A 23349-nucleotide genomic window follows, 5' to 3' on the forward strand; every position below is an offset into this window, starting at 1 on the left:
GGTTGTTTGCATAGCGGATATCCCTGAGAAATTATTATTGTTATTGAGTGAATTGATTGGCAGGCAACTTAAGGCCCAGATGGTCACGCAGCGTGTCACCGTTGTAATCGCTGCGGAACAGGCCGCGCTGCTGCAGGATCGGCACCACGCGATCGACAAAGTGGCCGAATGAATTTGGCGTGCCGCCGCTGATGATGAAACCGTCGGCTGCTTGGGTGTCGAACCAGCTTTGCAGGCCGTCCGCCACCGCTTCCGGCGTACCGCCAAATATCGGGCGAGGCGATGCGGCTTCCAGCGCGACTTCCCGTAGCGTCAGATTGCGTTCGCGGGCATTGAGCTTGATGGCGTCGGTGGTGCTGCGGAAGCTGTTTTGTCCCAGATCACCGACGTCCGGGAAGGGATCATCGAGCGGGTGGTGGGCGAAATCATAGTGCTCGAAATAGCGGCCAAGGTAGTTGAGGGCATTTTCGATACTGACCAGGCGGGCGGTTTCCCAATACTGGCGCTCCACATCTTCATTGTCGTCACCGACAATCACGCTGACGCCCTGAAAGATCCGCAGGTCATCCGGTTCACGGCCTTGTTCCACCAGCTGTTTTTTAACGTCCTGATAAAACGCCTGTGCCTGTTGCTGACTTTCATGGTGGGTGAAAATGGCGTCGGCGTGTTTGGCTGCCAGTTGCTTACCGTCTTCCGAGGCACCGGCCTGGAACAGAATCGGCCGTCCTTGTGGCGTGCGGCCGATATTCAACGGCCCCTGTACCGAGAAGAACTCGCCCTGGTGATTCAGTGTATGCAGTTTACCGGCGCTGAAGAATTCACCGCTGTTCTTGTTGCGCACAAAAGCGTCACCTTCCCACGAGTCCCATAATCCTTTGGTGACGTCGAGGTATTCGCTGGCAATGCGGTAGCGTAGGCTGTGTTCAGGATGCTCGGCGCGCGAGAAGTTCTTTGCCGACCCTTCCAGAGGCGAGGTCACCACGTTCCAGCCGGCCCGGCCTTTGCTGAGGTGATCCAGGCTGGCGAACTGGCGCGCAACGGTAAAGGGATCGCTGTAGGAGGTGGATAAGGTGCCCACCAGCCCGATTTTATCGGTGGCGGCGGACAGTGCGGCGAGCAGGGTTAAAGGTTCAAAACGATTGAGAAAATGGGGAATTGATTTCTCATTGATATATAAGCCGTCGGCCACAAACACGAAATCCAATTTACCCTGTTCGGCTTTTTTTGCCGTGGCAATATTGAAATCGAGGTTAATACTGGCATCGGCAGTGGCGTCTGGATGTCGCCAGGCAGACATATTTCCCGATGCGCCATGCAAAATGGCGCCAAGGCGCAATTGTCGTTGTTCTTTCGCACTGTTGCTCATTGCTTTCACCCTGTTAAGTGCCTGTGTGGCGCTATATTTAGAGCCCCACTATTGATGAGCACCAACAGGATGTAAAACAACAAAACAGCATATTCTAATGTTGAAACTGGCAAATATAACCGAGGGGGAAATAATAACTCGCAGCGCAGAATACACCGCGCCGCGAATAATAACCGGGGGAGTTTTATGCCTTGCTGGTGGCTTTTTGCGGCGTGGTGACTAATTGCTGCAGCGTGCGTTCAGCCAACAGTTCGAAATATTGCGAGGCTGGGAAAATTGCCTGTTCATCCGGGTTGAAGCGCGGGTGATGCAGACCAAATTCACTGGCCGAGCCAATACTGACAAACACGCCCGGGACGTGGTGCAGATAAAGCGCAAAGTCTTCCCCGCCCATCTGCAGTTCAGCCTCTTCCACCCGGTAGCCGGCTTCGGCGGCGACGGCTTTACTGAAGGCTGCCCAGCGTGCGTCATTGACTACCGCCGGTGGGCCGGCCTGCCAGCGTAGTTCCGCTTGCGCGCCAAGGGATGCGGCGACGCCGTTAATCACCTGGCGAATTTTATCCGGCACCTGGCGGCGAACTTTATCGCTATGGGTCCGTACAGTCCCTTCCAGTTCTACGGTCTGAGGCAGAACATTCCAGGTGTTACCGCCCTCAATACGCGTGATGCTCACGACCAACGACTCCAGCGAACTGAAGCTGCGGCTGGGCAGGGTTTGCAGCGCGTTGACAATCTGGCTGGCCGTGACGATGGTGTCCACCCCTTGCTCCGGTTTGGCGGCGTGCGCTCCCTTGCCGGTGATCAGGATCTGGAAGCGATCGACATTGGCGTAAAACGCCCCGGCGCGGGTGGCAAAGGTACCGGTCGGCAGCTCCGGCGCGTTGTGCAGACCGAATACCGCCGCCACGTTATCCAGTGCCCCGGCGTCGATCAGGTGCTGGGCACCGTTGAAGGTTTCCTCCGCCGGTTGGAAGAAAATGCGTACCGTGCCGGGCAGGGTGGCTTCGCGTGCTTTCAACAAATGCGCCGCGCCCAGCATCACCGAGGTGTGGAAATCATGTCCGCAGGCGTGCATAACGCCGCTGTTTTGCGAACTGAACGGCACACCGGAAATTTCCTCAATCGGCAGGGCGTCAATATCCCCGCGCAGCGCAATGATCGGCCCCTTGCCACTGCCGATTTCAGCCACCACGCCGGTCTTCAGCTCCAGCGGAAGAATACGGATACCGGCCTCTTCCAGCCAACGGGTCAGGCGGGCGGTAGTGGCAAATTCGTGGTTGGACAGCTCAGGGTTCTGATGCAGTTCACGGCGGTAGGCGACGATTTTTTCGGCCAGTTGGCTGGTCATAGTCTTGGCTCACAGTGGTTAATAAGCCTTAACCCTAGTGCAGGGTGACCGGAAGCAAAAAGACTGTCTGGTTATATTACATAGCGATTGTGTCTGCATCACGCCGGCAAGGCAGGCTGACGGCGGGTGAAACAGGCGTTCGACCGCTGTTCGACGTAGTTTGAAGAGGATTGGACTACCTGCGGAGACAATGGCAAAGGGGGCAAGCGATTTACACCGAAGGACACGGACTTTTTCACTCTTTATCGATTTTATGTGATCCAGGGTGTGGACAAAATCCCGTCTAATTGCTGTACTGTATTGGACACATGTTTAGTGTCTTTCATTCACGTTAAAGGTAAGTTTGATGTCTAAGATTAAAGGTAGCGTTAAGTGGTTTAATGAATCCAAAGGCTTCGGCTTCATTACTCCGGAAGATGGTAGCAAGGACGTTTTCGTTCACTTCTCTGCCATCGCTAGCAATGGTTTCAAAACTCTTGCTGAAGGCCAGCGTGTAGAATTTGAAATCACGAACGGTGCCAAAGGCCCATCTGCTGCTAACGTTATCGCTATCTAATGCTACAGCCGAAATTCTTAAAACCCGCTCACTGAGCGGGTTTTTTATTGCTTTTTTTCGTCGTTTTATGCCTGCGCTTTGCGTACCAGCAGTTTAAACAGCGTGATGGCGACGGCGTAACAGCCGACAATGGTCAGTGCCATTGATACGCTGGAAGTGCCGCCCAGCCCCGTCAAGGGCACGCTGCAGGCACCGAGTGTGAACATGCTCACGCCAATCAGCGCAGAGGCACTGCCTGCCTTGTCGCCCTGGCTTTGCATCGCCAATGACGATGCGGTAGGGCCGACAATACCGATCACTGCCACCGAGAAGAACAGCGGTACCATCAACAGTGCCAGCGGCGCGTGCAGGCTGGCTGCCAACAGTAACAGCAGCGAAGAAATCGCCGCCAGGGTCAGCCCTCCTTTCAATACCTTCCTTTCACCAAAATGTATGCTCAGGCGGCTGGCGATTTGCGCGGAAATAATCAGCCCGACGCCGTTGATGGCGAAGCACAGGCTGAACATCTGCGGGCTGAGGCCATAAATCTGCTGCAGCACGAAAGGCGAGGCGCCGATATAGGCGAACATCCCGGCCATCACAAAACCTTGCGTCAGGCACAGGCCCATAAATTGACGCTGGATCAGCAATCCGCCCAGTGACCGCAACATGGCAAAAATACCGCCCGGGCTGCGGAGTTCGGCAGGTAATGACTCATCCAACTTCAGGCTGGCGAGCGTGAACAGCAGCACGGCAATGGCCGCCAGTACGCCAAAAATCCCGCGCCAGTCCATAAACTGCAGCATGGCGCCACCCAATACCGGCGCAACGATCGGTGCCAGGCCGTTGACCAACATCAGCAGGGCGAAGAAATGCGTCAGTTCGTGTCCGGAATAAAGGTCCCGGGCGATAGCGCGAGAAATGACGGCACCGCCGGCACCGGCCAGCCCTTGCAACAGACGGGCAATCAGCAACTGATCGATATTGGGGGCCAGGGCGCACCACAGCGAGGCGGCCAGCAGCAGCGTCAGCGACACTAACAACGGGCGCATACGGCCGAGTTTGTCGCTGTAGGGGCCAAAAATCAGCTGGCCGACGCCCAAACCGAGCAGGCCGGCGGTCAGGCTGAGCTGTGCCGTAGCGGTTGAGGTATTCAGATCGCCTGCCATTTCCGGCAGGGCGGGCAGGTAGAGGTCGATGCACAGCGGCCCCAGTGAGGCTAGCAGGCCAAGCACGAGCGCGTACACCAGACGTTGTCTGGCAAGTTGTCTGGTCATAGGGATTAGGGTTTCCTGAACAGGTGAGAGATAGCTTGTTGGTATAGGCCGTTCAGCAGGCTGACATCGGCTTTTTGTGTGGTCAGTATACGGTAACCGGTGCCTTCGCTTAATACGGCGATAAATTCCACTCGGGCGGCGATCTCCTGCTCACTGAAGTGTGGGTAGATCCGCTGCAGGTTTTGGCAAACATGGTGGAACAACCGCGTTTCGGCATCGCTGAGCATTTTTGCCACTATCGGGTTACGGGTAGCCTCAGCGGTGACTTCCAGCATCAGCATATGATCGGTTTCGCTTTCACCCGGCTGTTGAAACAGGGTGCGCGCCACCAAAGTACCGGCGATCAGGTTGATATGATCGCCAAGATCTTCCAGTCGCCGCATTTTACTGGCGATGATACGGTTAACGATCTCTTCGATGATCGCATCTTTATTGTCGAAGTAGCGGTAGATCTGGCCGACGCTAAGCTGGGAACCCTGCGCGATTTGCGCCATGCTGGCGGCATGAAAACCGTGCTGACGAAAACAGAGTTTTGCGGCGTCGACAATCTGATCGCGGCGGGCCTGTGCTTTGGCCTGCCTGCTGTCGCTGGTGGATATCATGTCCCGATCCTTTGCCAAGTGAAATGCGGTTCGCCTTCTGGGTGCGAACGTTCATTCTCAAGTGTAATGCAACAATGACAATAGGCAAAAGCGTAACTGTAAAGGAGGGGATTGCAGGAGTTAACTTCAGGCGAACAGATAAACCTTGACGAAGACACCCACAATCAGCAGGCACAGCAGGGTGGCGGTCACTTCAGCGGGCGATTTTGGCAGGCTAAACATCTGAGTTCTCATCCAGTGGGGTACTGGATGAGATTATGCTTGGGGCAGATTAAGGAAACATTAAGAAGCCGAAATTAAATTATTGCCCGTTAATCCACACTACCAGCATAAATGCCAGTAGGGTCATCGCCAGTGAGCCAGCCAGATTAAGCAGCATATTGGCCAGCGCCCAGGCGAAACGGCCATCCTGCAGCAAATACACCACCTCCAGAGAGAAAGTGGAAAAGGTGGTTAATCCGCCGCAAAAACCGGTGGTGATCAGCAACTTCCAGGTGGGATCCAGATGCGTCAGACGGGTGAAGATGGCGATAGCCAAACCGATAATGAAGCCGCCCAGCAGATTGACCGCCAGCGTCCCCAGAGGGATGTGCGCGTTAAGCGGATTCATCTTCATGCTTATGGCCCAGCGCAGAACGCTACCCATACCGCCGCCAATAAAAACTGCCAGTAAAGAACTCAACATGGTCGAAACTGCCTTTCATTAAATGGGGGACAAGCTCAGAAAGGTTCAGGCGCAATGCTACGCACCTCTCCGAGAGATTACGTAGACATCATCAGCCCGTGAAGGCGGTTAAGGAGGAATGTCATCTCCGTCGTTCGGCGCCGCTGTTTGCCGCGCAGGCGGGATCTTACACCCGATGATGCCTGGTTTGTAGTGTCAAAAGTGACGGGAAAGTGAAATTGTTCCCTCGCTCTCAGTAGTCGGGGACGGCCAGCTCCAGACGGTTGCGGCCCTTATTCTTCGCCCGGTACAGCGCCTCGTCACCCAGCGCATGGCCAAAGCTGTCGTTAATGGTTTTAAAACGATCGATATCCATCAGGCTCAGGGTGGCGCCGTGCTAATAGCGACGGCAGCTGTCAAATTGGTGATGCAGCAAATGTTCCCAATGGTGACGGTTGTACAGCCCCATCAGGCCGTCACGCATGCTGATGCGCAGCAACTCCTGTTTTTTCTCCGCCAGCCGTTTGGCGGTGCGGTAGCTTACTAACCCCAATAGGATAGGGTAGAGATAGCTCATGGGCAGGCACAGATAAGTTTGCAGCGGCGTGCCCATTGGTAAGTCAGGTGTGGCCAGATAAAACCGTGGAAAATCAGCAGACTCCAGACCCAGGGGGAGGCCTGCTGCGTATAAAGCGCCGAGAACACGCAGATAAAGCCGCCCCCGACGATGCGTGGCAGGTAAGTGCGCCTGGCGAAGCTAAGGCCGGAACGTCTGGTATCAATGACTGATGGCGTATACATCCGGCAACTCCATGATGGGCAGGAGGACAGCGTACCACGCGGGTTAAAAACCCAGAATAGTCTGAAGCATGCCCAGTCGATTTAAAGTTGCATGTTGGCGTGGGATCTTACTCTGTTACATGTTGCTGTTGTTTTGAATCTGGGAAAGTAGCTAAATATCCTCAGGCAAGGTTTTTTCTCGCTGCGTTCGTAGCGCTATATGAATAAGAAGGTGAGTATGGAAGGGATCAGTATTACCAAACTTCTGGTGATTGCGGTGTTGATCATCTTGCTGTTCGGTACCAGCAAACTGCGTACTTTAGGCGCGGACTTGGGCGCTGCGCTGAAGGGCTTCAAAAAGGCGGTGGGCGATGATACGACTCCGCCAGCGGCAAATACGGCTGAAAACCAGTCGAACCCGCAGAGCGTCGAAAAGAAAGACGCTTAATTCCGCTTTCTGCCGGGCAATAAAAAACGGATGCCACATGGACATCCGTTTTTTGCCGTTTCCGTCATTGGAAAAGTAACAAATAATTACTGAATTTACTTCACTTCCATCCCTTTTGCCTGCAAATCGGCATGGTAGGACGAACGGACAAACGGACCGCAGGCGGCATGGGTGAAGCCCATTGCCATCGCTTCTTCTTTCATCTCATCGAACTCGGCCGGGCTGACGTAGCGCTGAACCGGCAGGTGATGGCGGCTTGGCTGCAGGTACTGGCCCAGAGTCAGCATGGTGACGCCATGGCGACGCAGATCGCGCATTACTTCAATGATTTCCGCATTGGTTTCCCCCAAACCGACCATCAGGCCAGACTTGGTTGGGATGTGCGGATGCGCTTCTTTAAACCGCTCCAGCAGCTTCAATGACCACTCGTAGTTAGCGCCCGGACGAACCTGACGATAGACACGCGGTACGTTTTCCAGGTTGTGGTTAAACACATCCGGTGGCGTTTCGGTCAGGATTTCCAGCGCACGATCCATACGGCCGCGGAAGTCCGGTACCAGCGTTTCAATCTTGATGGTCGGGTTTTTAGCGCGGATAGCGGCGATGCAGTCGGCAAAGTGCTGGGCACCCCCATCACGCAAGTCATCGCGGTCAACCGAGGTGATCACCACATAACGCAGACCCATATCGGCAATGGTCTGAGCCAGTTTTTCCGGCTCGTTGGCGTCTGGTGCCACCGGGCGGCCGTGGGCCACGTCGCAGAATGGGCAGCGGCGGGTACAGATGGCGCCGAGGATCATAAAGGTGGCGGTGCCGTGGTTGAAGCACTCAGACAGGTTAGGACAGGAAGCTTCTTCGCACACCGAATGCAGACCGTTTTTACGCATTGCGGCTTTAATGCCCTGAATGCGCGTAGAGTCGGCAGGAAGTTTGATTTTCATCCACTCTGGTTTACGTAACAGCTCCTGCCGTTCAGTGACCACCGTTTTTACCGGGATCAACGCCATTTTGTCTGCATCGCGGTATTTGACGCCGCGTTCCATCTGAATTGGTTTACTCATAATCGTGCAGGTTCCAGTTACGAAGCTCGACCTTCGGGTAGCCGAGTAAATGAACAAATTCCTGTACCAGGACTGGGTGTACGTCTTCAATGCCAACACCGGGCACCAGCGCGCTGACCTGCGCCATCTGCATACCGGCGTAACCGCAAGGGTTGATACGCTGGAAGGGGCTGAGATCCATGGCCACATTCAGGGCCAGGCCGTGGAATGAACTGCCTTTACGGATCCGCAAACCCAACGAACAGATTTTTTGCTCCCCCACGTAAACACCGGGCGCATCCGGACGGGCACGCGATTCAATGTGAAAGTGGGCGAGGGTATTAATAACGGTATCTTCGATAGCCGTGACCAGTTGGCGCACGCCAACCTTGTTGCGCTTCAGATCGACCATCACGTACATCACCTGCTGCCCCGGCCCATGATAGGTTACCTGGCCGCCGCGATCGCTCTGGACAACCGGAATGTCACCCGGCATTAACAGATGCTCCGCTTTACCGGCTTGGCCCTGGGTAAACACGGGCTGATGCTGAACCAGCCACAGCTCATCGGGCGTGGTTTCGGTTCGGCGATCGGTGAAGTTATGCATGGCTTGGGATACAGGCTCGTAGGGCTGTAACCCCAGCTGACGCAAAATGATCTTGTCTGGTTGCAAAAGAGTCATCGTCAGGTTACAGAAGTGGTAATGCCATTATACCGGGCGCTCTGGCCGGCGACCAGCATTTCGCTGACCAAAAATGCTCAACCCGGGCAGAGGATGCTCTGTCCCGGGCTGAAATACAGGGGGTTGTGCTGGAATTACAGCACCATGCGGACAATTTCAATGTTGCCCAACTCATCATATAAGGTTTCCACCTGATCGATATGGGTGGCGGTGATGGTGATGGACACGGAGTGGTAATTGCCTTTGCTGCTAGGTTTAACCTGTGGGTTGTAATCCCCGGGAGCATGGCGCTGCACCACTTCAACCACCTGGTCCACCAGCTCGGGTTGTGCCAGGCCCATTACTTTGTAGGTAAATGAGCAAGGGAATTCGAGCAGTTCGTTCAGTTTAGTTTTCATGTGCGCTCCAGAGTGCGGCTATCGGTATAGCGATTCTATAAATTATAACTCCCGCCGGAGCGGGAGTTAATGTTAATCAGTATATGGGGGCGATTTCGCCCATTTCAACTGTTAACCGAACCAGTGGTGGAACATCAGTTTGATGTAATCCACGATACGGCTGAAGAAACCGCCTTCTTTCACTTCGTTCATCACCACCAGTGGGCGCTGATCGATGGTTTTGCCATCGAGCTGGAAGTTGATGCTGCCGACAACCTGGTTTTTCGCCAGTGGTGCATGAATTTCCGGCGTGTTCAGCACATAGCTGGCTTTGAGATCTTTCATCCGGCCGCGTGGGATGGTCAGGTAAACGTCTTTGTCTACGCCCAACTCAACGCGATCCGCATCGCCGAACCAGACGGGTTCAGACGCAAACTCTTTGCCCACTTTCAGTGGGGCAACGGTTTCGAAGAAGCGGAAGCCCCAGGTCAGCAGTTTCTTGCTTTCGGTCTCACGGCCTTTATAAGTACGACCGCCCAATACTGCAGAGATCAGACGCATCTGGCCTTCGGTCGCAGAAGCGACCAGGTTGTAACCTGCCGCATTGGTATGACCGGTCTTGATACCGTCCACGTTCAGGCTGGTATCCCACAGCAGACCATTACGGTTCATCTGGCGGATATTGTTAAAGGTGAACTCTTTTTCTTTATAAATCGCGTATTCGTCCGGTACGTCGCGGATCAGCGCCTGGCCGATCAACGCCATGTCGCGCGCTGAACTGTACTGACCCTGTGCATCTAGGCCGTGTACCGTCTGGAAGTGGGTGTTTTGCAGACCCAGCTTGCTGACGTAGGTGTTCATCAGGTTAACGAACGCGTCCTGGCTGCCAGCTACGTAGTCGGCCATCGCCACGCAGGCGTCGTTACCTGACTGCAGGTTGATGCCGCGGGTCAGCTTGGAGACCGGTACGCGGTCGCCCGGCTTAAGGAACATCAGCGAAGAACCCTTGAATACCGGATTGCCGGTAGCCCAGGCGTCTTGCCCCACGGTAACCATGTCTTCCTGGCCGATTTTACCTGCTTTCAGCGCCTGGCCGATGACGTAGCTGGTCATCATTTTGGTCAGACTGGCTGGATCGCGGCGGGCATCGGCGTTCATTTCCGCCAAAACTTTACCGGAGTTGTAATCAATCAGGACGTAGGATTCCGCATCGATTTGCGGTACCCCTGGGATCATGGTCTTGATATTAACGTCATCGGCATGCGCAACGGAGGTTGCACTCATTGCGATAACTGTGCCGAGCGCTATGCTCTTGATTAAGCGGAAAGAAGTTACTTGTTTCATGATCGAGACTACAACATCCATGAGGGTAAAATTAAAAACGAGCCACACTATAACAGATGAGATCCCGGCAGGCATTAGCCAATGCTCTGACTAAGCGCGCTTTACAGGCTTTAGCTGAAAGAAAATGTTTCAGCTAAAGAAACGCTAATCAGTCGCGTTCGCCTGCCGGAGAGCTGTTTTAGGGTGCGGCAGTGACAAAAGATTGTTGCTGCGCTTCGCTGGCCAGACGTTGCTGCAGTTCGGCGGCTTGCTGGCGACTGTTAAACGGGCCTAGCTGTACGCGATAGATGCTGCCGCTGGCGGCCACTTTGCCCGGTACGCCAAACTTTTGGCTCAGGCTTTGTTGCCAGCTCTGCGCACGTTCGGCACTGCTCAGTGCGCCGACCTGCACCACGTAGCTACCACCAGCAGAAGCATTGGCGGCAACGGCGGCGGTGGTCGCAACCGGGGCGGCAATGGCTGCAGCACTGACGGCAGGTTCAGGTTCTGAGCCTTCCAGTACGCCGACCGGTACGGCGCTTGGCGCACCCAGGAAACCGCTGCGGCTATTGCCGGTGGTAGTTACCGGGGCGTTGTCGCCGGTGTTCAGGCTGCTGTTGTCAATCGGACGTACTGCGGCGCCGTTGGGGACCGGGACATCCTGTTGCATTGGGGTTCCCATGCCGCTGGAGCCGAGCTCTGGGCGTGCGGGCAGGGCATAGCTTTGTTTGGCAACGGTAGTACCGATGGTGCCTGGGCCGCTCAGCGTGCCGTCCGGAGCCACGTTGATGAAATCAACCTTGACCTTGGTGTTGTTGGACAGGTTCAGGCGGTCGGCGACGGCTTTCGACAAATCGATAATGCGGCCCTGGGTGTAAGGCCCGCGATCGTTAACCCGCACCACCAGTTGACGGCCATTGGCCAGGTTGGTCACGCGTACGTAGCTTGGGATCGGCAGCGTTGGGTGTGCGGCGGTTAAGCCATTAGGATCGAACTGTTCCCCCAGCGCGGTGGTATTGCCCCGAGCTTCTTCACCGTAGGAGCTGGCCAAACCGGTCTGCGAGAAGTTCTGCGGATCCTTGACGATGCGGTAAGTGTTGCCATTAACCTTATAATCCTGCATGTTATTAGGGTTATAGGGTTCATATTGAGGCTCAACGCCACCGATCTCCACCACCGGGCCGTTATACGGCTGCTGCGGTGGCGCTTGCTGTTCCGTGGTCGGGGCGGTACAGGCGGAAAGTAATACCGCGACAACGCCGACCCAAAGCCATTCCTTACGCATTACTCACCCCTTATAAACTCTTGGACATCATTTTTCGATGTGTGTGGATCGACATGATAATGCCGAACCCAGCCATAAGCACAATCAGCGCCGAACCCCCGTAACTGACCAGAGGCAAAGGTACGCCAACTACCGGCAAAATGCCACTGACCATACCAATGTTAACAAACACATAAACGAACAAAATCAGCATCAGACCGCCGACCATCACCCGGCCAAAAGTGGTTTGTGCCTTGGCGGCGATCATCAATCCACGAATGATAACCAGCAGGTACAGCGCCAGCAGCACCAGAACCCCAATCAGCCCCAGCTCTTCGGCCAGGACCGCGAAGATAAAGTCCGTATGGCGTTCCGGCAGGAATTCCAACTGTGACTGGGTACCGTGCAGCCAGCCTTTGCCGGACAGGCCGCCTGAGCCGATGGCGATTTTCGACTGAATAATATGGTAACCGGCACCGAGTGGGTCGGTTTCCGGATCCAGCAGCATCATCACGCGGTCGCGCTGATAGCCGTGCATCAGGAAGAACCACAGTACCGGGATAAAGGCAGCCAGCAGCACGGCGGCTACGGCGATCAGCTTCCAGCTCATGCCGGACAGGAACAGCACGAACAGGCCGGAGGCGGCAATCAGAATCGAAGTCCCCAAATCGGGCTGCGCGGCGACCAGCAGGGTCGGCAGGAAAATCAGCACCAGCGCAATCGCGGTATTCTTTAGCGAAGGCGGACAGACGTCACGGTTCATAAAGCGTGCCACCATCAGCGGCACGGCGATTTTAGCGATCTCGGACGGCTGGAAACGCACAAAGCCAAGATCCAGCCAGCGTTGCGCGCCTTTACTGATCTGACCGAAAGCGTCTACCAGTATCAGCAGGATCACGCAGAAAATATATAAATACGGCGCCCAGCTTTCATAGACCCGCGGCGGGATTTGCGCCATGACGGCCATTACTATCAGCCCCATGACAATCTGGCCGATCTTGCGCTCCATCATGCCCATATCCTGACCGCTGGCGCTCCACATTACGAACGCGCTGTAGACCAGCAGGGCCAGAATTAATAGCAGGAATGTGGGGTCGATATGGATTTTGGTCCAGATCGAGCCCTTTTGTTGGCTTTCAGTCATGTTCTACCTTAATCACCCTCTACGCCTGGTGGCAGTGGGGCTTCAGATGGTAATTGCGTATTGTTGTCGCCCAGCAAAATATGGTCGAGGATCTGTCGGGTGATCGTCCCGACCGCCGGACCGGAGCCGCCGTTTTCCAGAATGATGGCGACCGATACCGTTGGATTGTCGTACGGCGCAAAGGCGGTCATCAACTTATGGTCACGCAGGTGTTCCGCCAGTTTATGGGCGTTGTAGGTTTCGTAGCCGAATACCTGTGCGGTACCCGATTTCGCCGCGGCTTTGTAAGGTGCATCCGAGAAGTACTTACGCGCCGTCCCGTTCGGACGGTTGGCTACACCATACATGCCGTCTTTGGCAATTTCCCAGAAGCCTGAATGAATATCGCCGATCTGCGTGCTCTCTTCCTGGGTGAAGGGCACCAGCGCACCATTGATGCGGGTGCTCTGCAGCAGGTGTGGCGTCTTGACGTTGCCATCGTTAATCAGCGTGGTCAGTGCCTTGGCCATCTGGATCGGCGTTGCCGTCCAGTAGCCCTGGCCGATACCTACCGGAATGGTGTCACCCTGATACCAGGGTTTTTTATAGCGCTTGAATTTCCAGTCGCGGGTCGGCATCAGGCCGGAACGTTCTTCGGACAGATCGATGCCGGTATAATCGCCGTAACCGAACTTGGTCAGCCAGGTCGACAGGCGATCGATACCCATGTCGTAGGCTACCTGATAGAAGAAGGTATCCGCTGACTCTTCCAGCGCCTTGGTGACGTTCAGGCGGCCGTGGCCCCATTTTTTCCAGTCGCGGAAGCGTTTTTCCGAGCCGGGCAACTGCCACCAGCCGGGATCGAACAGGCTGGTGTTTTTGGTGATCACCCCGGCACTGAGCGCCGAGACGGCAATGAACGGTTTCACCGTAGACGCCGGTGGATATAGCCCCTGCGTGGCGCGGTTAATCAGCGGCCGGTTCGGATCGTTGAGCAGCCCCTGATAGTCTTTGTTGGAGATGCCATCAACGAACAAGTTCGGATCATAGCTGGGGTTAGAGACCATCGCCAGAATGCCGCCGGTGCGCGGATCGCTCACTACCACGGCCGCGCGGCTGCCAACCAGCAACTGCTCGATATAGCGTTGCAGGTTGAGATCCAGCGTCAGGTAAACGTCCTGACCGGCGGAAGGGGGCTGTTCATGCAGTTGGCGGATCACCCGGCCACGGTTGTTGACTTCAACCTCTTCGTAGCCGGTTTTGCCATGCAGGGTCTCTTCGTAATAGCGTTCGATACCCAGCTTGCCGATGTCGTGAGTGGCGGCGTAGTTTGCCAGCTTGCCGTCTTTATCCAGACGTTCAACATCGCGATCGTTGATTTTTGATACGTAGCCGATCACATGAGTCAGAGCGGAGCCATAAGGATAGTAGCGACGCTGGTAGCCTTTGACCTCGACGCCGGGGAAGCGGAACTGGTTAACCGCAAAACGCGCCACCTGGACTTCGTTCAGGGCGGTTTTCACCGGAATGGATACGAAGCGGCGTGAGCGTTTGCGCTCTTTCTCGAAGTTGGTGATGTCGTCATCGGTCAGATCGACCACCGGACGCAGTGCCTGTAGCGTGGCCTTCAGGTCATCGACCTTTTCGGGCATCAGCTCCAGTTGATAAATGGTGCGATTGAGCGCCAGCGGGGTGCCGTTGCGATCGTAGATAATGCCGCGACTGGGCGCGATCGGCACCAGTTTGATGCGGTTTTCGTTAGAACGGGTACGGTAATCCTCAAAGCGGACGATTTGCAGGTTATACAGATTGGCGATGAGGGTGCCGGTCAGCACCAGGATGACCAGGAACGCCACCAGGGCGCGGCGTACAAACAGGGCGGATTCAGCCGTATAGTCGCGAAAAGGGTTACGTTCTATTTTCATCCCGCTGCTTTATTTCACTCTGTCCCGGTTACCACCGGTTATTCCCGGTGGTAAGGATGATTTGTTGTAATACTCCAGGCGCGATAGAGGCTTTCAGCCACCAGGACGCGCACTAAAGGATGCGGCAATGTCAACGGTGAGAGCGACCAACTTTGTTCGGCTGCGGCCTTGCACGCCGGGGCCAACCCTTCCGGGCCGCCAATCAGCAGGCTGACGTTGCGGCCATCCTGCTTCCAGCGTTCGAGTTGCTGCGCCAGCTGTGGCGTTTCCCACGGCGTACCGGGGATATCCAGCGTGACAATACGATTGCCTTTGCCTACCGCCGCCAGCATCTGCTCGCCTTCCTTTTCCAGAATGCGTTTGATATCAGCATTCTTGCCGCGCTTGCCCGCCGGGATTTCGATCAGCTCAAACGGCATGTCTTTCGGAAAACGGTGCAGATAATCCATAAAGCCGGTCTGCACCCAGTCTGGCATTTTAGTGCCGACAGCGACCAGTTGCAGTTTCACCGCTTAGCTCCAGAGTTTTTCCAGTTCGTACAAACGACGGCTTTCTTCTTGCATCACGTGGACGATCACTTCGCCCAAATCAACCACTATCCAGTCGGAAGCTTCCTGGCCTTTCATGCCATAGAGTTCCATGCCCGCAGAACGGGATTCTTGCACCACGTGGTTGGCGATCGACATCACGTGGCGGGTAGAGGTACCGGTGCAGATGATCATGCAATCGGTGATGCTTGATTTACCCTGTACATCCAGAGCGATAATGTCTTGGCCTTTCAGGTCATCAATTTTATCGATGACGAAATCTTGGAGCGCTTTACCTTGCAAAGGTTCCCCCTCGGGAGTGTTCTGTTCATTCGACTGCGGCGGGCAACTGCCCGTTTTGCGGCCTGAATCAATGATAAGTCGGCAGGATGCCACCGTGCGCCTTCTGGCGACTGCCCGGCCAGCTAAGGTTTCCGGGGTTTTCAGCGAATACCTGAAAAATAGCGGCGCAGTATATCATGCGGCTCTCGCTAGCGATATAAACCCTGTAACTCGATATAGCGCTGTACTGAACGCGGCAACAGGTCGTCGCAGTTGAGGCCCTGATGGCGACGCTGGCGGATTTCCGTCGCTGAAATTTCAAGCTGTGGCGTATCGGCCAGGTAGATATAGCCCTGTGGCTGCTGGCTGAGCAGCGCGGCATCGGTCACCTGATGCTGTTCCAGCCACTGCTGCAGTTCCTGCGTGTCCATTCGGTCATTGTAGCCCGGACGGGCCAAGACCAGCAGGTGGCAGGTATCGAGTAGAGACTGCCAGCGGTGCCACTTGTGCAGCGTCAGCAGCGAGTCTTGGCCAATGATAAACGCCAGCGGCAATGCAGCGCCACGTTCTTTACGAATGGCTTCCAGCGTCTCTATGGTATAGGAGGGCGTTGTGCGGTGCAGTTCGCGATCGTCAACCGCAAACAGCGGGTTGCCGGCGATCGCCAGTTCAACCATCTTCAGCCGTTGCTGAGCGTTAGCCTCGGGCTGAGGGCGGTGTGGTGGCACATGGTTCGGCAACAGGGTAACCCGATTCAGGCCTACCTCTGCCGCCAGTGCTTCCACCGGGCGCAGATGGCCGTAATGGATTGGGTCAAAGGTGCCGCCAAACAGAGCGTGCAGGACCGTGGTGTCTTGCGAATTAGTGGGCATCGGAAAAACTCGTGGCCAGAGGTTTGCCGCACAGCAGCATTGACAGGGTTTCCAGTTCCGACCAGACCGACTGGCCGTAATCCTGCTTAAGGGTGATTTCAATCTGCGTCAGCAGATGAACCGCTTGCCGCAACTGGGCACTGGATAACCGCTGCAAGGCCTGGGTGACCAGGTTACGGCGGTTTTGCCAGACCTTGTACTGGTCGAACAGCGTACGCAGCGGCACTGACGCCATGCGCCGTTGCAGGTTCAGCAATTGCAGCAATTCGCGCTGTAAGGTGCGCAGCAGGATCACCGGCTCGACATCTTCCTGCTGCATCTGTTGCAGGATATGCCAGGCCCGTTTGCTTTTACCCGCCAGCAGGGCGTCCAGCCAATGGAATGGCGTGAAGTGCGCGGCGTCATTGACCGCCAGCTCGACACGCGGCAGCGTGAGCTTGCCATCCGGATGCAACAACGACAGTCGTTCCAGCGCCTGCGATAGCGCCAGCAGATTGCCTTCATAGCAGTAACACAGCAACTGATTGGCCGCGTCGTCCAGTTCCAGCTTCATGGTTTTGGCGCGCTGGGCTACCCAACGGGGTAACTGTGCCTGTTCCGGTGTCTGGCAACTGACGTAAGCGCCATGCGGGCTGAGTGCCTTGAACCAGGCGCTGTTTTCCTGCGCTTTGGTGAGACGTGGCCCACGCAGCATCAGCAAAATATCGTCATGCAGCAGAGCGGCCAGCTTAATCAGCTGTTCGCCTATCGGGGCGGTCGGCCCGTTTTCAGGGAAGATCAGCAACAGCGTCTGACGGCTGGCGAACAGGCTCATCGCCTGACAGATGCTGAAAATGGCGTCCCAGTCGGTATGGGCATCAAGCGAGATGCTGTAGTGCTCGGTGAACTGGTGCTGCTGTGCCGTTTGGCGGATCAGATCCTGGCTTTCCTGCAACAGCAGCGGTTCATTGCCACTCAATAAATAACAAGCGCGCAGCCCCTCTCGGAGCTGCGCGGCAAGTTGTTCAGGGTAAATACGGATCATTGATCTACGCGACTGGCCGCTTTTTCACCGGCCGCAGCGGCTTTCTGCTGCGTTTCTTCTTCCGCCGCGTGCACCGTCAGCAGTTTACGCACCAGTTGCTGGGCAGCCTGCTCACGCATTTCCTGGCGAATGATTTCCTGTTCGGAATCTTTTGCCAGTGCGGTTAGCGGGTTATCGAAGAACGAACGGAATACTTTTACGCTCAGCGGATACAGATCGTGACCTGGGATCAGCACCTGTGCCTGGACCGTCAGCACCATTTGGTACTCAGCGGTTTTACCGTCCTGGAAGATAGAGGCGGTATCCTGGCTTTCAGTGGCGCCAATGATGCGCAGGGAAGGAAGATCCTTACGTTTTGCATCTTTGACAATGGTCACGTCGCTCAGACGTAATTGCTCACGCACCGAACGGGTCAGCGGACCATAAGGGTCTGAGCTGTCCAGAATCAGCGTTTTCATTTCCGGGGGTACCTGCGTGGTGCCACGCAGGTGAAAACCGCAGCCGGTGGTGACCAGCACCGCCAACCCCAGCAACAGCGTCAGAATACGTTGTCGCACAATTCCTCCTTGTGTTAACCCACAACCAGGTTAAGCAATTTGCCCGGAACATAGATCACTTTACGAACCGTAACCCCGTCCAGATATTTAGCGACCAGATGTTCCTCAGCGGCGCACGCACGCACCTGTTCTTCGGTTGCATCAGCTGCCACAGTAATTTTAGCGCGAACCTTGCCGTTGACCTGTACTACCACCAGCTTGGAGTCTTCGACCATCGCCTGCTCGTCGGCTTGCGGCCAGGCTGCGGTGTCCACATCGCCTTCACCGCCCAACGCCTGCCACAGTGAGAAGCACACGTGCGGGGTGAACGGATACAGCATGCGAACCACTGCCAGCAGGGCTTCCTGCAGCAGAGCGCGATCCTGCTCGCTTTCCTGCGGAGCACGGGCCAGCTTGTTCATCAGCTCCATCACGGCGGCAATGGCGGTGTTGAAGGTCTGACGACGGCCGATATCATCGGTCACTTTGGCGATGGTTTTGTGCAGATCGCGACGCAGCGCTTTCTGGTCTTCCGTCAGCGTTGCTACGTTCAGCGGCTGTACGGCACCTTTTTCCAAGTGTTCGTAGGCCAGTTTCCAGACGCGTTTCAGGAAGCGGTTCGCCCCTTCCACGCCGGACTCTTGCCATTCCAGCGTCATTTCTGCCGGTGAGGCGAACATCATGAACAGACGCACGGTATCCGCACCGTATTTCTCAACCATTACCTGTGGGTCGATGCCGTTGTTCTTCGACTTCGACATTTTGCTCATGCCAGCATAGACCAGTTCACGACCTTGTGGATCGGTGGCTTTAATAATGCGGCCTTTGTCATCGCGCTCAACGGTGGCGTCGACCGGGGAAACCCAGACGCGTTCGCCGCTGTTACCGCTGTAGTAGAAGGCGTCTGCCAACACCATACCCTGACACAGCAGGCGTTTTGCCGGCTCGTCGGAATCGACCAGGCCCGCGTCGCGCAGCAGCTTGTGGAAGAAACGGAAGTACATCAGGTGCATGATGGCGTGTTCGATACCACCGACATACTGATCCACCGGCAGCCAGTAGTTGGCGGCAGCCGGATCCAGCATGCCCTGGTCGTACTGCGGGCAGGTGTAGCGCGCGTAGTACCAGGAAGACTCCATAAAGGTGTCGAAGGTGTCGGTTTCACGCAGCGCCGGCTGACCGTTAACGGTGGTTTTCGCCCACTCGGGATCGGCCTTGATCGGGCTGGTGATGCCGTCCATCACTACGTCTTCCGGCAGGATCACCGGCAGTTGGTCTTCCGGGGTCGGCATTACGGTGCCGTCTTCCAGGGTGACCATCGGGATTGGTGCGCCCCAGTAACGTTGACGGGAAACACCCCAGTCGCGCAGACGGTAGTTAACCTTGCGCTGGCCGACGCCTTTGGCGACCAGTTTGTCGGCAATGGCGTTGAAACCGTCCTGGTGGTCCAGGCCGTCAAACTCGCCGGAGTTGAACAGCGTGCCTTTCTCGGTCATCGCTTCTGCCTGGACATCCGGTTGGCTGCCGCCCTGCGCCAGCACTACCGGTTTAATCGGCAAACCGTATTTGGTGGCGAACTCCCAGTCACGTTGGTCGTGAGCCGGAACGGCCATTACCGCGCCGGTGCCGTATTCCATCAGCACGAAGTTGGCGACCCAAACCGGCACTTGCTCGCCGGACAGCGGATGGATGGCGAACAGGCCGGTCGGCATGCCTTTCTTCTCCATCGTCGCCATTTCGGCTTCGGCCACTTTGGTGTTGCGGCATTCTTCGATAAATTCAGCCAACGCCGGGTTGTTCACCGCGCCAAGCTGGGCCAATGGATGGCCAGCCGCAACGGCAACGTAGGTCGCACCCATAAAGGTGTCTGGACGGGTGGTGTAAACGGTCAGTTTTTCGTCGTTGCCCGCCACGTCAAAGGTGATATCCACCCCTTCGGAACGGCCAATCCAGTTACGCTGCATGGTTTTCACCTGCTCTGGCCAGCTTTCCAGCGTATCGAGATCGTTAAGCAGTTGGTCGGCGTAGTCGGTGATTTTGATAAACCACTGTGGGATCTCTTTACGCTCAACCTTGGTGTCACAGCGCCAGCAGCAGCCGTCGATAACCTGTTCGTTGGCCAGCACGGTCAGATCGTGTGGGCACCAGTTGACCGCAGAGGTCTTTTTGTAGACCAGGCCTTTTTCGTACAGCTTGGTGAAGAACCACTGTTCCCAACGGTAGTAATCCGGATCGCAGGTGGCGATCTCGCGATCCCAGTCGTAGCCGAAGCCCAGCAGTTTTAGCTGGTTCTTCATGTATTCGATGTTGTCGTAGGTCCACGGGGCCGGCGCGGTGTTGTTTTTAACCGCGGCACCTTCCGCCGGCAGGCCGAACGCATCCCAGCCGATCGGCTGCAGTACGTTTTTGCCTAGCATGCGCTGATAGCGCGAGATCACGTCGCCGATAGTGTAGTTACGAACGTGCCCCATGTGCAGACGGCCTGATGGGTATGGCAGCATGGATAGGCAGTAATACTTTTCCTTGCTTGCGTCTTCGGTAACCTTGAAAGTCTGCTTCTCTTGCCAGTGAAGCTGTACGTTCGATTCTATGTCTTCTGGACGGTATTGCTCTTGCATGGCGGCTGGTGGTCCTGTAGGTGTAAAACAGCTCCCCCTTTATCTTTCAAGCCACAGCGTTGTTGGCTGCGTACACTCAACCCAGTCACTTACCTTTGTAAGCTCTTGGGTTTCACGTACTGGCCACCTAGCCGTGACTCGAAACCTATCGGGGGGATTTCTGTAGCATTCTGTTGAGTACTTATAGATCCGCATAGCATAGCTGATAAGACCTCTTGGCAACAACACCAAGCGCCCGACTCGGCGTATTTAAAAAATCTCCGCCATGATATGACTCACATCTTGAGGATCCCGTGCGTTGCCAAGTGACATCAGCAATTTACCGCTAAAATGATAAGAGCTACTTTGAAGAGGTAAGCCCTGTCACGTAAGTTCATCGAGGAGAGATTATGAACAAGGTTGCTCAGTACTACCGCGAATTGGTGGCATCTCTGACCGAACGCCTGAAAAATGGCGAACGTGATATTGATCCACTGGTGGCGAGCGCTGAAAAACGGCTGAACGAAGCGGGTGAGCTGACGCGCGATGAAGTGGAGCAGGTGACCCAGGCGGTACGGCGAGATCTGGAGGAGTTTGCGCGCAGTTACCAGGAAAGCCGGGAAGAATTTACCGACAGCGTTTTTATGCGGGTGATTAAAGAGAGCCTGTGGCAGGAGCTGGCGGACATTACCGACAAAACCCAGTTGGAATGGCGCGAAGTTTTCAAGGACGTCAGCCACCATGGCGTTTACCACAGCGGTGAGGTGGTCGGCTTGGGGAATTTGGTGTGCGAGCAGTGTCACCATCATTTGGCGTTTTACACGCCGGAAGTGTTGCCGCTATGCCCGAAATGCGGCCATGACCAGTTTCAGCGTCGGCCTTTCGAACCTTGAGGTTTCCCGCACCCTGGCCTTTTCCCGAGTGGAAAGGGCCGGGGCAGGGAGGTCGTCATTAACCGAACAGCTTTTTCATCAGGTTACTAAGGAAACCGCCGCCGGCAGGTGCCATGGCCAGTTCAGGCTGGCTTGCGAGGGCGGTGTATACTGTCGCAGGCACTTTCTGCGCAACCGCGATACGGCTGTCCTGCGTTGCTTTTTCTGCCGCTTCCGGCCCGTAAGCAAAACCTTCCGCCAACACGAACTCCACGTCAGTAATACCGATAAACCCTAAGAACAGCTTCAGGTAAGGCGTGATCAGGTCGGTTGGTGTATCAGCATGGATACCGCCGCGGCTGGAGATCACAATCGCTTTTTTACCGGTGACCAGGCCTTCGGAACCCTCGGAGGTATAACGGAAGGTTTGGCCGGCACGCGCGACCAGGTCGAAATAGATTTTCAACTGGGTCGGGATAGTGAAGTTGTACATCGGGGCGCTGATGATAATGGTGTCGTGCGATTTCAACTCGGCAATCAGCTCATCGGACAGCGCCAGCGTCTTTTGCTGATGTGGCGTTAAGGGTTTATCGCCGGCGCTAAAGCCGCCAAATACTTCACCATCGAGCTCCGGCAGGGTCGGGTTGGCCAGGTCGCGGAAGGTAAAGCTATCGCTTGGGTGTGCTTCACGCCACTGTTGAACAAAAAAATCGACTAATTTTCCAGACTGGGAGTAATCGCCCAGGATACTTGATTTCAGGACCAGTATACGACTCATGCGGGTATCTCCAGGCTTGCTCTAAGGTTTTCAGCGTTTGCTGTGCGTGTAAAGCATCTTAGAGGCAAGCCTGGACCAGTGATAGCGTAAAAATTCGCTGAGTTAAATCAAAAAAACTGAATGTTGGCTGTGTCCGAGCCTCGGCTGCTAATAACGCGCGATACGTTCGGCCAGCAGATTGATAAACCCCTCACGATCGATATCGGTCAGCACTTCCACGTTGGCCGCTTTGCCGTTTTGCCCGAAGATATCCACCACTGTCATCCCCTGGGTGTACTCTCCTTTGGTTTCTACACCGACCCAGCGTTCGATACTGCCAAACAGCTGTGGCGCCAGCAGCCAGGCGATGGTACAGGGGTCGTGCATCGCGGCACCGGGCAACCCGCGCGGGTGGCTGAGATACAGCGGCAGGTAGAAGTCGAGCATTTCAGCTACCGCTTGTGCGACCGGGTTTTCAATCTGGCGGATTCGTTCGATATCCTGCTGCAGCACCAGTGCCTGATGGGTGACGTTCAAACCTGCCATGGTTAGTGGCACGCCAGATTTGAGCACCATCTCGGCGGCTTCCGGGTCGACGAAAATATTAAACTCCGCCACCGGGGTGGTGTTACCGGCGTTCATACCGCCGCCCATAAAGACGATACGCTCGATGTTGCCTTTCAGCTCAGGGTGTTGAGCCAGCAGCAGGGCGATATTGGTCATCGGGCCGGTAACCACCAGAGTGATGGGGTCCGCGCTGCTGCGCAGCAGGCTGGCGAGCAGTTCGACGGCACTTTGTTTCATCGGCTTGAGGGTGGGCGTTGGCAGATGGGTATTGCCCATGCCGGTTTTGCCATGCACATAGTCGGCAATCACCAGCTCACGCATTAGTGGGCCCGCAGCACCGGCGGCAACCGGAATATCTTCGCGCTTCATCAGCGTCAGCAGTCCGAGCGCATTATGCAGGGTTTTCTCCGGCGTCTGGTTACCGGCAGAGGTCGTAATGGCTTTCACTTCAAGTTCCGGTGAACTCAGTGCCATGGCAAGGGCAATGGCGTCGTCGAGGCCGGGATCGCAATCGATGATAATAGGGCGGGGCATGTTCTTTCTCCTCTGTTTGTTATCCCG

General features: G+C 55.7%; 23 protein-coding genes, 1 pseudogene and 1 riboswitch. Of the genes and pseudogenes, 3 read left to right on the top strand and 21 right to left on the bottom strand.

Translation table 11 applies throughout. From position 1 onward, the window contains the following. Positions 1-40 precede the first annotated feature (40 nt). The gene (locus ACUTQ5_RS01445) at positions 41-1366 is read right to left on the bottom strand and encodes an LLM class flavin-dependent oxidoreductase (protein WP_445649780.1); all 1326 of its coding nucleotides are present in this window, start codon (positions 1364-1366) and stop codon (positions 41-43) included. 184 nt (positions 1367-1550) lie between these two features. Continuing rightward, entirely contained in the window at positions 1551-2714 is a 1164-nt protein-coding gene (locus ACUTQ5_RS01450; protein WP_445649781.1) for a M20 peptidase aminoacylase family protein, read from the bottom strand. A 346-nt stretch (positions 2715-3060) separates the two neighbouring features. On the opposite strand from ACUTQ5_RS01450, the gene cspE reads away from it, so the two are divergent. Further along, positions 3061-3270, top strand: a complete 210-nt coding sequence (cspE, locus tag ACUTQ5_RS01455; RefSeq protein WP_002210315.1) for a transcription antiterminator/RNA stability regulator CspE — start codon at positions 3061-3063, stop codon at positions 3268-3270. 65 nt (positions 3271-3335) lie between these two features. Here cspE and ACUTQ5_RS01460 read toward each other — a convergent pair whose 3' ends face one another. The 4 genes and pseudogenes from ACUTQ5_RS01460 to ACUTQ5_RS01475 form a co-directional block, all read right to left on the bottom strand. Further along, positions 3336-4526 carry a multidrug effflux MFS transporter gene (locus ACUTQ5_RS01460; RefSeq protein WP_445649782.1) on the bottom strand — a complete coding sequence of 397 codons (1191 nt, stop codon included), beginning with the start codon at positions 4524-4526 and terminating at the stop codon, positions 3336-3338. A gap of 5 nt (positions 4527-4531) precedes the next feature. Next, positions 4532-5128, bottom strand: a complete 597-nt coding sequence (locus tag ACUTQ5_RS01465; protein WP_445649783.1) for a TetR/AcrR family transcriptional regulator — start codon at positions 5126-5128, stop codon at positions 4532-4534. 301 nt (positions 5129-5429) lie between these two features. Next, positions 5430-5813 carry a fluoride efflux transporter CrcB gene (gene crcB, locus ACUTQ5_RS01470; RefSeq protein ID WP_135315492.1) on the bottom strand — a complete coding sequence of 128 codons (384 nt, stop codon included), beginning with the start codon at positions 5811-5813 and terminating at the stop codon, positions 5430-5432. Between the two features lie 75 nt (positions 5814-5888). After that, positions 5889-5951: riboswitch (Fluoride riboswitch) on the bottom strand. A 151-nt stretch (positions 5952-6102) separates the two neighbouring features. Next, positions 6103-6593 (bottom strand): annotated as a pseudogene (locus ACUTQ5_RS01475) (diguanylate cyclase); the annotation flags it as partial. A 217-nt stretch (positions 6594-6810) separates the two neighbouring features. On the opposite strand from ACUTQ5_RS01475, the gene tatA reads away from it, so the two are divergent. Then, positions 6811-7020 (top strand): Sec-independent protein translocase subunit TatA, encoded by a 210-nt coding sequence (gene tatA / locus ACUTQ5_RS01480; RefSeq protein WP_445649784.1) that lies wholly within the window; start codon positions 6811-6813, stop codon positions 7018-7020. A 95-nt stretch (positions 7021-7115) separates the two neighbouring features. On the opposite strand, the gene lipA is transcribed toward tatA, so the two are convergent. The 13 genes from lipA to leuS form a co-directional block, all read right to left on the bottom strand. Continuing rightward, the gene (gene lipA, locus ACUTQ5_RS01485; RefSeq protein WP_445649785.1) at positions 7116-8081 is read right to left on the bottom strand and encodes a lipoyl synthase; all 966 of its coding nucleotides are present in this window, start codon (positions 8079-8081) and stop codon (positions 7116-7118) included. Next, positions 8074-8742, bottom strand: coding sequence for a lipoyl(octanoyl) transferase LipB (lipB, locus tag ACUTQ5_RS01490; protein WP_085115566.1), 669 nt, complete (start codon positions 8740-8742; stop codon positions 8074-8076). Before lipB ends, lipA begins: the two co-directional genes overlap by 8 nt. A gap of 134 nt (positions 8743-8876) precedes the next feature. Continuing rightward, the gene (ybeD, locus tag ACUTQ5_RS01495) at positions 8877-9140 is read right to left on the bottom strand and encodes a DUF493 family protein YbeD (protein WP_009636895.1); all 264 of its coding nucleotides are present in this window, start codon (positions 9138-9140) and stop codon (positions 8877-8879) included. A 111-nt stretch (positions 9141-9251) separates the two neighbouring features. Continuing rightward, positions 9252-10463 carry a D-alanyl-D-alanine carboxypeptidase DacA gene (dacA, locus tag ACUTQ5_RS01500; RefSeq protein ID WP_445649786.1) on the bottom strand — a complete coding sequence of 404 codons (1212 nt, stop codon included), beginning with the start codon at positions 10461-10463 and terminating at the stop codon, positions 9252-9254. Between the two features lie 178 nt (positions 10464-10641). Further along, complete coding sequence (gene rlpA / locus ACUTQ5_RS01505) at positions 10642-11727, bottom strand: endolytic peptidoglycan transglycosylase RlpA (protein WP_445649787.1); 1086 nt, start codon at positions 11725-11727, stop codon at positions 10642-10644. 10 nt (positions 11728-11737) lie between these two features. Beyond that, positions 11738-12850 carry a peptidoglycan glycosyltransferase MrdB gene (mrdB, locus tag ACUTQ5_RS01510; RefSeq protein ID WP_153857718.1) on the bottom strand — a complete coding sequence of 371 codons (1113 nt, stop codon included), beginning with the start codon at positions 12848-12850 and terminating at the stop codon, positions 11738-11740. An 8-nt stretch (positions 12851-12858) separates the two neighbouring features. Beyond that, on the bottom strand, positions 12859-14754 hold the full coding sequence (gene mrdA / locus ACUTQ5_RS01515) for a peptidoglycan DD-transpeptidase MrdA (RefSeq protein ID WP_445649788.1): 1896 nt from the start codon (positions 14752-14754) through the stop codon (positions 12859-12861). Positions 14755-14792: 38 nt separating this feature from the next. Beyond that, on the bottom strand, positions 14793-15263 hold the full coding sequence (gene rlmH, locus ACUTQ5_RS01520; protein ID WP_445649789.1) for a 23S rRNA (pseudouridine(1915)-N(3))-methyltransferase RlmH: 471 nt from the start codon (positions 15261-15263) through the stop codon (positions 14793-14795). 3 nt (positions 15264-15266) lie between these two features. After that, positions 15267-15584, bottom strand: coding sequence for a ribosome silencing factor (gene rsfS, locus ACUTQ5_RS01525; protein WP_012005640.1), 318 nt, complete (start codon positions 15582-15584; stop codon positions 15267-15269). A 188-nt stretch (positions 15585-15772) separates the two neighbouring features. After that, positions 15773-16435, bottom strand: a complete 663-nt coding sequence (gene nadD / locus ACUTQ5_RS01530) for a nicotinate-nucleotide adenylyltransferase (protein WP_445649790.1) — start codon at positions 16433-16435, stop codon at positions 15773-15775. Beyond that, the gene (holA, locus tag ACUTQ5_RS01535) at positions 16425-17459 is read right to left on the bottom strand and encodes a DNA polymerase III subunit delta (RefSeq protein ID WP_445649791.1); all 1035 of its coding nucleotides are present in this window, start codon (positions 17457-17459) and stop codon (positions 16425-16427) included. The genes nadD and holA overlap by 11 nt, the downstream gene beginning before the upstream one ends. Beyond that, positions 17456-18016, bottom strand: coding sequence for an LPS assembly lipoprotein LptE (gene lptE, locus ACUTQ5_RS01540; RefSeq protein WP_445649792.1), 561 nt, complete (start codon positions 18014-18016; stop codon positions 17456-17458). Before lptE ends, holA begins: the two co-directional genes overlap by 4 nt. Before the next feature lie 14 nt (positions 18017-18030). After that, on the bottom strand, positions 18031-20613 hold the full coding sequence (gene leuS, locus ACUTQ5_RS01545; protein ID WP_445649793.1) for a leucine--tRNA ligase: 2583 nt from the start codon (positions 20611-20613) through the stop codon (positions 18031-18033). 389 nt (positions 20614-21002) lie between these two features. Here leuS and ACUTQ5_RS01550 point away from each other — a divergent pair, with 389 nt between their 5' ends. Continuing rightward, positions 21003-21485 carry a zinc ribbon-containing protein gene (locus ACUTQ5_RS01550; protein ID WP_445649794.1) on the top strand — a complete coding sequence of 161 codons (483 nt, stop codon included), beginning with the start codon at positions 21003-21005 and terminating at the stop codon, positions 21483-21485. A gap of 58 nt (positions 21486-21543) precedes the next feature. On the opposite strand, the gene ACUTQ5_RS01555 is transcribed toward ACUTQ5_RS01550, so the two are convergent. Next, positions 21544-22242 carry an FMN-dependent NADH-azoreductase gene (locus ACUTQ5_RS01555; RefSeq protein ID WP_445649795.1) on the bottom strand — a complete coding sequence of 233 codons (699 nt, stop codon included), beginning with the start codon at positions 22240-22242 and terminating at the stop codon, positions 21544-21546. Positions 22243-22389: 147 nt separating this feature from the next. Continuing rightward, entirely contained in the window at positions 22390-23322 is a 933-nt protein-coding gene (gene rihA, locus ACUTQ5_RS01560) for a pyrimidine-specific ribonucleoside hydrolase RihA (RefSeq protein WP_445649796.1), read from the bottom strand. Positions 23323-23349: the final 27 nt, after the last annotated feature.

Source organism: Serratia sp. NA_112.1 (assembly GCF_052691715.1).